The organism is Mycobacterium syngnathidarum (genome assembly GCF_001942625.1).
GTDB lineage: Bacteria > Actinomycetota > Actinomycetes > Mycobacteriales > Mycobacteriaceae > Mycobacterium > Mycobacterium syngnathidarum.
In genome coordinates this window covers 104,365-118,539 of record NZ_MLCL01000029.1, presented here as the reverse complement: position 1 = coordinate 118,539, position 14,175 = coordinate 104,365, and the positions used below count along the sequence as shown (strand labels likewise).

7 protein-coding genes are annotated in these 14,175 nt (G+C 68.6%); 1 reads left to right on the top strand and 6 read right to left on the bottom strand.

Annotation, left to right across the window (positions count from 1 at the left end; translation table 11 throughout):
- Positions 1 to 10 precede the first annotated feature (10 nt).
- Both dnaJ and hrcA read right to left on the bottom strand, forming a co-directional pair.
- Complete coding sequence (gene dnaJ, locus BKG60_RS08465; protein ID WP_070943438.1) at positions 11 to 1,153, bottom strand: molecular chaperone DnaJ; 1,143 nt, start codon at positions 1,151 to 1,153, stop codon at positions 11 to 13.
- Positions 1,154 to 1,196: 43 nt separating this feature from the next.
- On the bottom strand, positions 1,197 to 2,228 hold the full coding sequence (hrcA, locus tag BKG60_RS08460) for a heat-inducible transcriptional repressor HrcA (protein WP_070943439.1): 1,032 nt from the start codon (positions 2,226 to 2,228) through the stop codon (positions 1,197 to 1,199).
- 205 nt (positions 2,229 to 2,433) lie between these two features.
- Between hrcA and BKG60_RS08455 the strand changes: the two genes are divergently transcribed.
- Positions 2,434 to 2,748, top strand: coding sequence for a type II toxin-antitoxin system VapB family antitoxin (locus BKG60_RS08455; protein WP_036394222.1), 315 nt, complete (start codon positions 2,434 to 2,436; stop codon positions 2,746 to 2,748).
- 6 nt (positions 2,749 to 2,754) lie between these two features.
- Here the strand turns inward: BKG60_RS08455 and BKG60_RS08450 are convergent, their stop codons facing one another.
- The 4 genes from BKG60_RS08450 to BKG60_RS08435 are packed head-to-tail and all read right to left on the bottom strand — an operon-like array spanning position 2,755 to position 14,174.
- A complete protein-coding gene (locus tag BKG60_RS08450) occupies positions 2,755 to 2,973 on the bottom strand; it encodes an MbtH family protein (RefSeq protein WP_070943440.1) in 219 nt (72 codons plus the stop codon).
- The gene (gene mbtG, locus BKG60_RS08445) at positions 2,951 to 4,252 is read right to left on the bottom strand and encodes an NADPH-dependent L-lysine N(6)-monooxygenase MbtG (protein WP_070943441.1); all 1,302 of its coding nucleotides are present in this window, start codon (positions 4,250 to 4,252) and stop codon (positions 2,951 to 2,953) included. Before mbtG ends, BKG60_RS08450 begins: the two co-directional genes overlap by 23 nt.
- Positions 4,249 to 8,682, bottom strand: a complete 4,434-nt coding sequence (locus tag BKG60_RS08440; protein WP_070943442.1) for a non-ribosomal peptide synthetase — start codon at positions 8,680 to 8,682, stop codon at positions 4,249 to 4,251. The genes mbtG and BKG60_RS08440 overlap by 4 nt, the downstream gene beginning before the upstream one ends.
- On the bottom strand, positions 8,679 to 14,174 hold the full coding sequence (locus BKG60_RS08435) for a non-ribosomal peptide synthetase (RefSeq protein ID WP_239251608.1): 5,496 nt from the start codon (positions 14,172 to 14,174) through the stop codon (positions 8,679 to 8,681). The genes BKG60_RS08440 and BKG60_RS08435 overlap by 4 nt, the downstream gene beginning before the upstream one ends.
- Position 14,175 lies beyond the last annotated feature (1 nt).

Sequence of the window (14,175 nt, the reverse complement as noted above, 5' to 3'; positions counted from 1 at the left end):
CAGCTCCGCGTCAGCGGCCGGAGAACGTCTCACGCAGCCGGCTGAACAGACCGCCCGAGCTCCCCGAGGCCTGCGTCGAACGCACTTCCGCGGCGTCGCGGCTGCGGTTCTCCTTCAGCTTGCGCAGCAGGTCGATGTCGGTGCTGTCCAGCCGCGCCGGCACCACCACGTCGACGTGAGCGTGCAGGTCACCGCGCACCCCGGAGCGCAGGTGCGGCATGCCGTGGCCACGCAACGTGGTGACAGCCCCGGGTTGCGTGCCCGCGGCGATGGTCAGCTCGGTCGGTCCGTCGAGGATCGCGTCGACGGTGACGGTGGTGCCCAGCGCAGCGTCGACCATCGGCACCGAGACGGTGCAGTGCAGGTCGTCGCCGTCGCGGACGAAGGTCTCGTGTTGCTTCTCGTGGACTTCCACGTAGAGATCACCGGCGGGACCACCGCCCGGCCCGACCTCGCCCTGGGCGGCCAGGCGCACCCGCATGCCGTCACCGACGCCGGCCGGAATCTTCACGCTGATCTCGCGACGGGCGCGCACCCGGCCGTCGCCGCCGCAGCGGTTGCAGGGATCGGGGATCACTTCGCCGATCCCCCCGCACACCGGGCAGGGGCGGGTGGTCATGACCTGACCCAGCAGCGAGCGCTGCACGGTCTGGATCTCGCCGCGACCGTCGCAGGTGTCGCAGGCAACCGGCGTGGAGTTGCCGTTGGTGCCCTTGCCGTGGCACAGGTCGCACAGGACCGCGGTGTCCACGGCCACCTGCTTGGTCACGCCGGTCGCGCACTCCGCCAGGTCCAGCCGCATCCGCAGCAACGAATCGGCGCCGGGCCGCACTCGGCCGACCGGTCCGCGCGACGACGGCCCGCCACCGAAGAATGCCTCGAAGACATCGCCCAGACCGCCGAACCCGCTGAAGCCGCCGGGCGCGCCGCCCACCGATTCCATCGGGTCGCCGCCCATGTCGACGATGCGACGCTTCTCCGGATCCGACAGCACCTCGTATGCCACCTGGATCTCGGTGAACCGGGCCTGCGCCTCCTCGTCGGGGTTGACGTCGGGATGCAGCTCACGCGCCAGCCGTCGGTAGGCACGTTTGACCTCCGAATCGCTCGCGCCTTTGCTCACTCCGAGCAAGCCGTAATAATCGCGTGCCACGCTGACCTTGCCTGACCTTTCTGTGCCGGACGAACCGGCTGCCTTACCGAGTACCTAGGACTTCGCCGATGTACAGAGCAACCGCCGCCACGTTGGCGATAGTTCCCGGATAGTCCATTCGGGTGGGACCCACCACACCCATGCCGCCATACACCTTGCCCGAACTGCCGTACGTGGTGCTGACCACCGATGTTCCCAGCATCTGTTCGGCCTCGGTCTCATGACCGATCCGCACGGTAACCTTGCCCGCTTCCTGTTGGGCCGCCAACAACCGCAGGACCACCACCTGCTCCTCCAGCGCCTCCAGCACCGACCGCAGCGATCCGCCGAAATCGGCGGTGTTCCGGGTCAGGTTGGCGGTGCCACCGAGGAGCAACCGTTCCTCGGTGTGCTCCACGAGTGTCTCAACCAGTACGGTCGCCGACCTTCCGACCGCGTCCGCCAGGGCTCCCTGGCCGTTGAGATGGGTTGCCAGATCGCTGACCGCGATCGACGCCGCCGTCAGCGGCTTGCCTTCCAGCGCCTGTCCCAACATCTCGCGCAGCTTGGACAGCTCGTGCTCGTCGATGGCATCGCCGAGCTCCACGATGCGCTGATCGACCCGGCCCGAATCGGTGATGACCACCAACAGCAGCCGCGCCGGGGTCAGCGCCACCACCTCGAGATGGCGTACGGACGAGGTGGACAGCGTCGGGTACTGCACGATCGCGACCTGCCGGGTGAGTTGCGCGAGCAGTCGCACAGCGCGACGCAGCACGTCGTCCAGGTCGACCCCGGACTCCAGGAACGACAGGATGGCGCGACGCTCCGACGAGGACAACGGCTTGACGTTGTCGATCCGGTCGACGAACTCGCGGTAGCCCTTCTCGGTGGGCACCCGGCCCGAGCTGGTGTGCGGCTGGGTGATGTAGCCCTCGGCTTCCAGCACCGCCATGTCGTTGCGGACCGTAGCGCTCGACACACCGAGATTGTGGCGCTCCACCAGGGTCTTGGAGCCGATGGGCTCCTGGGTGGCCACGAAGTCGGCGACGATGGCACGCAGCACCTCGAATCGACGTTCGTCGGCACTCCCCACCAGTTCACCTACCCTTCGCAGCGGCGATGTCTTTATTTTGCTCGCTTCATTTTACCGATCAGCAGCGGGTTTACCGATTGCGCAGTCAGCGCCCGGCGTCACCGGGCCGACCGATACCGACGCAGGCAGCGACCCGCGAACGTATAGCCTAGGCACCTATGCCGATGGCAACACCGCGCAGCACTGCGACGGAGGCGGGCCGGCGATGATCTTCAAAGGCGTCCAGGAGGGAAAACCCTACCCGGAGCACGGGCTCTCCTACCGGGACTGGTCCCGCATCCCGCCGCGCCAACTGCGCCTCGATGAGCTCGTCACCACCACCACGGTGCTCGCCCTGGACCGGCTGCTGTCCGAGGACTCGACCTTCTACGGCGACCTGTTCCCGCACGCGGTGAAATGGCGCGGCGACATCTATCTCGAAGACGGCCTGCACCGGGCCGTGCGCGCGGCACTGCGGAACCGCACCATCCTGCACGCGAGGGTGTTCGACATGGACGCCCTCGCACCGAACCCGGCCTGACCAGCGTCAGGTGCTGCTACTCATCGCCTCACGCAGGCTGCCGGGCCGTAGATCGGTCCAGTTGGCCTCCACGTAGTCCAGGCATTCAGCCCGACCGGCCTCGCCGAAGACCACCCGCCAGCCGGCCGGCAGATCGGCGAACGCCGGCCACAGGCTGTGCTGGTCCTCGGCGTTGACCAGGACATAGAACGTGGCGTTCTCGTCATCGAACGGATTGGTACTCATCGAGTCTCCTCATCGAGGGGTGGGCCAGGTCGGCGCCCAGCACACGGTCGGACAACAGGCCGAGGCAGCTCAGGTTCGGGAAGCCCGGGCCTTGAGTGAGCCCGGCCAGCCCCGGAAGGAACAACTTGGGGAACACATCGGTGAGCGCCAGATCATGGCCGACGTTCTCCTGCAGCGTTTCACTGGTCAGCGGACCGCCGAGGCCCAGCTCGAGCAGGTCCAGCGCGTCCTGGCTGAACAACGGGGCGAACCACAACGCGTCGGCGCCGGACCCGTCGATCACCAGATCGAAGCCGTGCACGGTCTCGACCGCTTCACCCCCGGTGTTGGTAGACAGCGTCAACCGGATCCGCTCGTCACGTGCCACCGCGTGCGCCACCCGGCCACGCAGGTGCCGGATCCGGTCGTCGGCCAGCAATGCATCCTGCACTCGTGCCGAGAACACACCACGGTCGGTGCGCGCCAGCGCATCCCGGCGCTCGGCCAGCGTCAGCCCGGTCCATCCGGTGGGATCCGAGAACAGGGTGTTCTCGAAGAATCCTTCACCACGGGTGAACAGGGTGACCGTCGGCGAGATCACCGTAATGGTCGAAACCCGGTGGCGGAAAAGCTCGTTGAGCATCGACGCGGCCGTCTCGCCGCCGCCGATCACCGCCACGCGCTCGGCCGTGATGAGCTCATGCTTGCCGGCCTGATGCCAGAACTGCGCGATCGACATCACCCGGGGATTGCCCGGCAGCACCGAGCGTTCGGCCTGCCCGGGCCCGGTGATCATCAGACCGTCGGCGCTGACTGCGTCCTCTGCGGTGTGCAGGACCCACCGTTGTGCATCCGCGTCGACCGAGATCTGTTCCACCTCACCGGAAACCACGGTCATACCGATGTCGTCGGCCACCCAACCCAAGTACTGACTCCAGCGCTTGTGGGTCGGGGCGGGCCGGCCGCGGTCCACCCATTCGGCAAATCCTCCGGTGGCGATCAGGTAGGCCTGCCAGCTGTGCCGGGTCATCCGCTCGTCGAGTTCGGCATTGCGCCGTGGCACCAGAGACGACCGGTACGGGAAACCGACGTCCTTTTCGGGTCCGGTACCCAGACGATGGTTGCCGTCGGTCCAGCCGCCGACGGCCTGCCAGTTGGCGGCCACCCCGGATCGCTCGACGACGACGACCTCCGGCGCCGGCACGCCCATCGCCCGCAACTCAGCGGCTTTGGCCGCGACAGCGATCGCCTTGGGTCCGGCTCCGATGACGGCCAAGGTGGGGGCCGATGGGGCACTCATGTGGTCACCTCTCGCAACACCTCTCGCAATGCGTCCAGCCACATCGCCTGCATGGCGGCGATGTCATCGGCGGACAGAATGTCGGGCAGGGTCCGCCATTGGGTGCCGAGCACGGCGGACCCGTCGCGGTCGATCACCGCGGCCATGATCGTCAACTCGTGGCGCACAGCGACATTCGGTTCGGGAATCGGGGTCACATCGGTCTGCAGCGACCGGTCCTGCAGCAGCGCATGATCTGATGCATCGAGCTCGATCCGGCCCAGGTAGTTGAGCAGCACCTGCGGATCACGGTGCGCGCTCAGCCGTTCGGCGGTGTCCTCGCGCAGATAACGCAGCAGCCCATAGTCGATCGCATCGCCGGGGATCGCTGCCATCTGCGCGGTCACGCCGCGGGCGTCGTCGGCTTCCAGCCGCAGCGGGTAGATCATGCTGAGCAGACCGGCGGTGTCACCGGTGTCCACCTCGTCGTGCTGTGACACCACGGCGTCGGACCGGCCGTGGGTCTCCAGCGCCAGCAGCGCCGCCGGGGTCGGCTGGTTCCGGTGGCGACGCCAATCAGTCAGGGCGCGAGCCGTAGCCGCGGCCAGCACATCGGTCACCGGGACCGGGCCGGTCAGCAGGCGGGCAGTCACCTCGGGATCGGCGAGGGACATCGTGATGGTCACGCCCGCCATCCGGTCGGTGGTGGGATCGATCCGGCGGGCACCGATGTCGGGGTCCTCGCCCTCGAACTGCCGCTCCCAGAAGTCGCAGGTGTCGAGCTCGGCCGCCCGTTCGGCGAGCAGACGCGACCACCGCCGTAACGACGTGTGTTCGCGGACCGGCAACGGAGTGCGTCCGGAAGCCAGGGCATGCCAGGCGTTTTCGAGTTCGCCGACCAGGATCCGCCACGAGGCCGGATCGAGCGCCAGCACGTGGGCGGTCAGGATCAGCAGGCCACCGTGCACCGCAGGGTGGTGCAACCAGACCGCGTCGAGCATCGATCCGTTCTGTGGATCCATGCGCTGCACCGAGAGCTCGGCCTGTTCGGCAACCGCGGCGTTGAGGTCACCGGCGCCGGTCGCTTCCGAGAGCACCTCGCCCGGCGTGTGCGCAACCAACGCACCAGCATCGCGGTCCAGCCGGGTACGCAACACCTCGTGGCCGTCGATCACGTTGCGCAACAGGGCTTCCAGGTGCGGGCGGGTGATGTCGGCCGGCAGCCGGAACACCTCGGTCTGGGCGAGCCGGCGTGGGTCGCCGTATTGGTACAGCCACCGCCCGTTGGGCAGCAGCGGGATGGGGCCCAACGTTTCCGGCGCTTCGTCGGTCGCACCCTCGGAGCGCTCGACGGCCGCCGCGTCGGCGTCGACCGCGGCCGCGAGTTCGCGAATGGTGGCGCAGTCCAGCATCAACCGGGCGCGCAACGCCACACCGCGGCGCCGCACCGCCTGCACGACCGACAGCGCCACGATGCTGTCCAGCCCGAGATCGAGGAAGTCGGCGGTGACATCGACACCGGAACCCTCGGGTGTCCCAAGAACCTCGGCCAGCACCTCGGCGAGCACCCGCTCGGTCTCGGTGGCCGGCTGTTCGGCCCCTTCGGCGGACGTACCGGTGCCGACCGCGGCCAGTGCGGCATCGTCGACCTTGCCGTTGGTGGTCAGCGGAATCTCGTCGACCGCCACGATGTGGTGTGGCACCAGATGCCTTGGCAGCGCGGTGGTCAGCATGCGGCGCAGCTCGCCGGGCTGGGTGTCGGTGACCACATAGGCGACCAGTCGCGGCCCGCTGCGGTGGTGTCGTACCGCCACGTGGGCATGCCGAACCCCGGGATGGGCGTGCAGCGTTGCGGCCACCTCGCCGGGTTCTACCCGGAAGCCACGGATCTTGACCTGGTCGTCGCTGCGGCCCAGAAATTCGAGGGCATTCGAGTCCGCTCGTCGGCGCACCACATCACCGGTGCGGTACATGCGCCCGCCCGGCGTGAACGGGTCTGCGACGAACCGCGCGGCTGTCTCTCCAGGCCTACCGAGGTACCCGCGGGTCAATTGCCCACCGGCCAGATACAAGTCGCCGTAGATGCCGTCGGGAACCGGACGCAGCCACCTGTCGAGCACGTAGGCCGCGGTCGACTCAGTGGGATGACCGATGCACGGCTGCCGGTGCTCGGCGATGGTGGCCACGACGGCTTCCACCGTGGTCTCGGTCGGTCCGTAGCAGTTGTGTGCCGACATCCAGGTACGTTCACATTCGGCCTGGATCCCCTGCCAGGTCACGGTGTCGATGGCTTCGCCGCCGAGCGCGAGCACCGCCAACGGCACGCGGCTGAGCAGGCCGGCGGCCCGCAGCGAGGCGAACATCGACGGGGTGGTGTCGATCATGTCGATCGCGAAGCGCCCGATGGTGTCCACCAGCGCCTCCGCGTCGCGCTGCACGTCGTCGGAGACGATGTGCACCGTGTGCCCGGCGAGCAGGGCCGCCAGCGGCTGCCAGGCCGCGTCGAACGTGAACGACCAGGCGTGCGCCACCCGCAGCGGGCGGCCCAGACGCTTGGCAGCGGGCTGCAACACCTGGTGGGCATGGTCGGCGCAGTAGGCAAGCAGGGCCTGATGGGTTCCGATGACGCCCTTGGGCTTTCCGGTGGTACCCGATGTGAACACGACATACGCGCCCTGCCCGGGACGTACCGGTGCGGGCCGGTAGCCGGCCTCGGGCTCGGAGTCGATGGAGGCCAGCAGCGTCTCGTCGACGACGAGCGCGCGTGGGCCCGCACCGATCTGGCGCAGGATCTCGGCCACCCGCTCATCGGGCATGGCCGGGTCGAGCGGCACGATCATCGCCCCCGCCTTGAGCACCGCGAGCATCGCCACCACGTAGTCGGGCCCGCGGCGCAACCGGATCGGGACCGGGGTCTCGTTGCCCACCCCGCGCCGGATGAGCTCGGCGGCCAGGCGATCGGCGGCGTCATCGAGCTCGCGGTAGCTGAGCTCTCCGCCGTCCCAACTCAGCGCCACCGAGCCGAGCCGCTCCTCGGCGTTCGCGCTGAAGACGGTGTGAAAGCCGGTGTGGGCTCGGTCCTCACCGGCGATGGCCGGTGCGCCGGCCGGTTGCAGATCGTCGTCGAGCGTGACAGCGACCTCGCGCAGCGGACGCTCCCAGCGGTCCAACAGCCGCTGCACCACAGCCAGCACCCGCAGTCCCAGAGCCTGTGGGTCGACCAACCCCAGTGCGCCGTCGAGGGTTTCGACGAGCACCGTGAGCCGGCCGTGGGTCGGATGCGCGGCGATGGTCACCGGGAAGTGCGACAGGCTCTCCAGGGCCGAGGGACGCAGCACCGCCCCGCCGAGCTCGAACTCGTCGCTGCCCACCAGACCGCCGGGCGGGAAGTTCTCGTACACCAGCAGCGTGTCGTACAGCTCGCCGATACCGCCGAGCGAACGCAACTCGGTGTGGCTGAGATAACTGTGCTCACGTAGTTCGGCGGCCTCACGCTGCAGCGCCAGGCATTGGCTGCCGACCGGCACGCCGGGATCCACCCGAACCCGCAACGGCACGGTGTTGATGAACAGACCGACCATCGACTCGACGCCGGCCAGCTCGTCCGGCCGGCCCGACACCGTGACGCCGTACACCACATCGGTACGGTCGGTGAAGACCGAAAGGATGGTGGCCCAAGCCATCTGGAACAGCGTGTTGACGGTGACGCCGCGTTGCCGGGCGGCCTCGAAGATCGCGGCGGACTTTTGCTCGTCGAGGTGCACCTCGGTGCGCGACGGCAGGCCCGGCTGTGTCTCCCGGCCCGCCAGCGCCGGGGACAACATCGTGGGGGCATCCAGGCCGTACAGATGGGCCTGCCAGCGCGCTCGGCTGGCCTGCTGATCGCGGCCGGCCAACCAGCCGATGTAGTCGCGGTACGGACGCACCGCGGCCGGCAATGCGGTCGCGTCGCCGTTGGCCCCGTACAGCGCGAGCAGCTCCCCGACGAAAACCGGAAGCGACCAGCCGTCGATCGCGATGTGATGGGCAACGATCACCAGACGCCAACGCAGCCCCGGCTTCTCGATGAGCAGGAAGCGGATCAGCGGCCCGCGTCCGAGGTCGAACCGCCGGGCCCGTTCCTCGGCTTCGAGGATGACCGCCTGCTCGTCATCGGCCTGCAACTGCCGCCAGGGCAATTCGGTCGCGGCGGGAACCACCGCGACCGGGCGGCTCAGGTTTCCCTGAAAGAAGCTGGCCCGCAGGTTCGGATGCCGCACCAGCATCGCCTCGGCGCAGGTCCGCAACAGCTCGGCGTCCAACGCGCCGTCGACGTCGGCGGCCATCGCGATGACATAGGGATCAGGGCCGCCGTCATCTTCGGTCAGGCCGGCCAGCGAGTAGAGCCCTTGTTGCAGCGGACTGAGCGCCAGCACGTCCTCGACGCCGGGCGGTGTCCCGGTGGTCGTCACGTCGAGGTCCCCTGGCCCTGGCCCCATCCCGCGGTCAGCGCAGCCAGTTCGTCGGGCGACAGACCCGATGCGGACATCGGCTCGTGATGCACATCTGCGGCTGAGGCCTGGGTGCCCGCCGCATCCACCGCAGTGGCCAGGTCCGCCAGCCCCGGGTGCTCGAACACCATGCGGGCCGTCAAGGCCATACCGGCGTCACGCGCCCGCGCGGCCAACTGCACGGCCAGGATGCTGTCGCCGCCCAAGGTGAAGAAGTCGTCGTACCGGCCGACCTCGGTGGCATCGAGCAGGTCGACGAGCATGGCCGCGAGCGTCTGCTCGGTGGCGGTGGCCGGCGGTTCCGACGGTGCCGCCGCGGTCACCCGCGGCCGGGTCAGGGAGGCCGACTCGATGTTGTCGACCACAGTGAGCACCGCGCCTGCGAATTCCTCGCCCAGCGCGGCCCGCGCACTCTCCAGAAGAGTTTCGCCGTCGGCGGCTGTCGGCTCGGCCACCAGGTAGCCGGCCAGCGTGGTCACGCCCCGAATGTCCCAATGCCGGGTCGCCGCGACCGCCACCCCGTCGAGCGCTTCCAGTGCGGCCTGCAGCCGGGGCTCACCGGTGGTGATCGGCTCCAGCCGGCCGTCGGTGGTCCAGCGCCCCCGGTCACCGGTGCGATACACGTGGCCGTCCCCAAAAGGATTGGGCGCGAAGCGCTGCGCGGCGAGTTCACTGGCAGTCCGGGCGGCTCCGGCTGCACGGCCGACCGCGCCACCGGCGTAGTAGATGTCCCCGGTGACGCCGATGGCCACCGGCTGGAACCATTCGTCGAGCAGGTAGACGCGGTCGGCGTCCGCGGTCTGCGGCAGTCCGGCCGGCGGCACCGCTTTACGACTCCAGTCGTCGACCAGCAGGTCACGCTCGGACTCATCGATGACCGCGATGTCGCGCACCGTCTGATCGGCGTCATGGGCGAAGGCCTCGACGATGCGTTGCAGCCACTTCACCAGACGCTGCGCGGTGGCCGCCTCGTAGAGCTCGGTGCGGTAGATGACGGTGCCCTTGTAACCGGCGTCAGAGCCGGCTTGCGCGAAGAAGTTGAGCGATAAGTCGGCGTGGGCCACGTCGAAGGTGGGTTCCAGTGCGGTGAAACGGGTTTCACCGTCGGCACCGGTGTCGATGACCTGCTCGGCCGGCATGTCCTCACGCACGTGCACCACCACACCGAACAGCGGGTTGCGCGCCAGCGAACGCACCGGGCTCACCGCGTCGACGACCCGGTCGAACGGCAGGTCCTGATGTTTGTAGGCGGCCAGCGCCATATCGCGGGACCGCCGCAGCACCTCACGCAAGGTCGGGTTGCCCGACAGGTCGTTGCGCAGCACCACGATGTTGATGAAGAACCCGATCAGCGCATCGAGTTCGGGCGCGGTACGCCCGGCCACCGGGGTGCCCAGCGCGATGTCGGTGCCCTGGCCGGCCTTGTGCAGGGCGATCGCGACGGCTGCCTGCAGCACCATGAACTCGGTGACCCCGAGTTCACGGCTGAGCTCGACGAGCTTGCCGCGCAAAGCCGGATCGATCTTGAAGTCGAGCGCCTTGCCCTCACCGGTCGGCACCGGCGGCCTCGGGAAGTCCGGCTGCAGGCCGTTCTCGACGTCTGCGTCTGCCGACAGCCCGGCGAGTTGCGTTGTCCAGTAGGAACGTTGCTCCTCGACGCGCTCGTCGTCGCCGGAGAGCAGCTGGGCCTGCCAGGCCGCGAAGTCCGCGTACTGTACCGGCAACGGCGCCCACTCGGGTGCGTGTCCGGCGCGGCGGGCATGGTAGGCGGTCAGCAGGTCGGTGAACAGCACCGTGCCGGACCAGTGGTCGGCGGCGATGTGGTGCACCACGAGCGAGAGCACGTGCTGCGCACGCGAGGAGCAAGAGTCACTTGAGTATCGGGGCGACAATATCGCCGCCCGGACCGGCCACTCGTTCTCCAGGTCGAAGCAGTGTCGCCGTTCGGCATCGAGCTCGCCCTGCACCCAATCTTCACCGGCGCCGTCGGCGCGACGCACCGTCACCGGGGCGACGGGATGGACCACCTGGTATGGCACACCGTCGATTTCGCGGTAGGTGGTGCGCAGGATCTCATGCCGGGCCACGATGTCGCTGACCGCGGCGGTCAGGGCCTCGACATCGCAGGGGCCGGTCAGTCGTGCGGCGAATGGCACGTTGTTGACCGGGTTGGGGCCGTCGATCCGGAACTGGAACCACTGGCGGTGCTGGGCCGCCGACATCTGCGCCGGACCGTCATGGGCGGTGGCGACGATGGCAGGCAGACCGGCGCCCAGACCCGAGTCGCGCAGCTCGTCGACCTTGGCCGCCAGGCCGGCCACCGTGGCGTTCTCGAAGACGTCGGCCACCCCGAGCTCGACGCCGCAACGAGCCCGAACGGCAGCGACAAGTTTGGTAGCCAGCAGTGAGTGACCGCCCAGATCGAAGAACGAATCGTCGGCTCCGACCCCGTCGCGCTCGAGCAACTCACCGAACAGGGCGACGATCGCGTGCTCGGTCTCGGTCTCCGGGGCACGGAATTCGGTGGCCGAACGGATCTCCGGCTCGGGCAGCGCCCGGCGGTCGATCTTGCCGTGCGCGGTGATCGGGATCTCGGCGAGCTCGACGAACGCCGCCGGGATCATGTACTCGGGCAACGCAGCGGTCACCCTGGCCCGGATGCGGTCGATCTCCACTCGCTCGGCGCCGGCGGCGGGCGTGATGTAGGCGACGAGGCTCTTGCCCAGCGACGGCAGGTCGCTGACCACCACCACGGCCTGGCCCACCGACGGGTCGACGGAGATGGCCGCGGAAACCTCACCGAGTTCGATTCGGAAGCCACGGATCTTGACCTGCTCGTCGGCGCGGCCGACGAATTCGATGTCACCGTCGGCGTTGCGCCGGGCCAAGTCACCCGAGCGATACATCCGTCCGCCGGGATTGAACGGGTCGGCGACGAACCGCTCGGCGGTCAGCCGCGGACGGTCGTGGTATCCGTGCGCGACATGTGTTCCGCCGATGTAGATCTCACCGATCACCCCGACCGGCACGGGCTGCAGCGCATCGTCGAGCAGGTGAATCGTGGTGTTGATCTTCGGCGTGCCGATCGGCACGATCCGCGCGCCCTGCTTGCCCTCCACCTTGTAGCGGGTGCAGTTGAGCACCGTTTCGGTGGGTCCGTAGAAGTTGTGCAGCAGGGAGTCGAACGTGGCCAGGAACTTGTCGGCGATCTCGCCGGGCAGTGCCTCTCCACCGATCGGCACGCGCTGCAGCGTGCGCCACTCGTTGACACCCGGCAGCGACAGGAACAGACCGAGCAGAGACGGAACGAAGTGCATCGAGGTGATGCCCTCGTTGCGCAGCAGATCGGTGAGATATCCGATGTCACCCAGGCCGCCCGGCTTCGGGATCACCAGGCGTGCACCGGCGGCCAGCATGCCGAAGATCTCACCGATCGACACGTCGAAGCTCTGCGAGGCCACCTGCAGCAGGCGCTCGTCCTCGGACACCTGGTAGTCGCCGCCGAACCAGACGAAGTACTCGGCGATCGGCCGGTGCGGCACCGGAACACCCTTGGGCAGACCAGTGGACCCCGACGTATAGATCAGGTATGCGGTGTTGTCCGGGCGTAGCGGCCGCACCCGCTCGGCGTCGGTGGGATCGGTGGCCGGGTAATTCTCCAGCCCGGTAACCGGCTCGCGCAGGATGGTTTTCGGGTTGGAGTCGGACAGGATGTAGGTGAGCCGGTCCTCGGGGTAGGTCGGGTCGACCGGCAGATACACCGCACCGGACTTCACGATGCCCAGTGCCGTGACGACCAGTTCGGGCGACTTCTCCAACAGCACCGCCACCCGGTCTTCGGTGCCGATACCTTGTTCGATCAGCCAGTGCGCCAACCGGTTTGCCGACTCGTTGAGCTCACGATAGGTGTAGTGGCGTCCCTCGTAGACCACCGCGACGGCATCGGGGGTGCGGGCGGCCTGCTCGGTGACCAGCGCCGCCAGGGTGGTCGCCGGCGTCTCGAACTGCTCACCGGTGGACACCGCGCGCAGCCACTCGGCGTCCTGGGCGGTGAACAATTCCAGCCGCGACAGCGGCCGATCGGGCTCGCCGAGTGCGCTGTCGAGCAGTACGGCGAAGTGCCGCAGCATCTGCGCGGCGAGTTCGGCATCGAGCACCTCGGTCAGGTGCTCGGCTTCCACCACCGCGCCGTCTGCGTCGAGCTCGACCATGAAGCCCAGTGGCAGCTGGGTGTGCTGCCCGCGCAGGTCGGCCCGCTCGCTTGTCACACCGTCGGGAGTGAACCCGCCGCCGTCGGGCTCGCGGAACCCGAAGCTGACCCGCGTCATCCGCTCGGCACCGTGGCGCCGGTCCGGGTTGAGCTCGGCCACCACCCGATCGAGATTGACCCGCTGGTGTGCGAACGCACCGATTGCGGTGTCCCTGGTGGCTGCCACCAACTCCCGGAACCCGGCCGAGCCCTGCGGCCGCAGCCGCATCGCCACCGTGTTGCCGTAGTAGCCGATGGTTTCGTCGGTGTCGCGGTTCAGGACCGGGGTGGCGATCAGGAAATCGTCGGTGTGGGTGTAGCGGTAGATGAGTGCGCCGAAGGCGGCCAGCAGCACCATGTAGGGCGTGGCACCGGTCTCGCGGGCCAGCGCCGAAACCCGCGCAACCGTCTCGGCGGACAACCGCACGGTGCTGCGTTGCGACCGAAAACCGTTGGGTACCACCGACCCTGCCGGGCCGGGCAACTCCAGCGGCTCCGGCGGGTTCGCCAGTACCTCACGCCAGTACGCCAGATCCTCGTCGTCGTCGCCGGCCGCGGACACCGTCACGCGCGGCGTCTCGGCAAGCTGCTCGCCGGAATAGGCCCGGGTCAAGTCGGCGAAGAACACCCGCCACGATCCGTCGTCCCAGGCGATGTGATGTGCGACGAGCAGCATCACGTGTTCGGCCGGTCCGGTCTTGATCAACGAGATACGTAGCGGGGAATCGCTGCTCAGGTCGAAGGCGGTGCCGAACTCACGCTGGGCCAGCACCTCCAGACGCAGCTTGCGCGCCCGTTCGGATTTGTCGGACAGATCATGAACCGCCCACCCCGGCGCCAGGTCATCGTGGACCGTTGCGGTGGGCTCGCCGTTTTCGTCAGCGCGATAGGTGGTGCGCAGGATCGGGTGCCGCCGCGCCACGGCATTGAGGGCTTCGTGGAGCTTTTCGGGATCGATCACCCCGTGCAGCCGGTAGGACAAAGAGATGTTGAGCAGCACGCCGCTCGGGTCGAATCCCTGCACGAACCACATCCGGCGCTGCCCGTCGGACAGCACGGTCGGGTCGACCGGCACGCTTTCGGTGCCCGTCGCCGGCCCGGATTCCGCACCCGACGCCGCCAGGCCCCGCTCGGCAAGCCTGCGCCGCATCAGCTCCAGACGCGCGTCGGAGGTGCGGGGAGCTGCCGGATCGGCACTAACCATG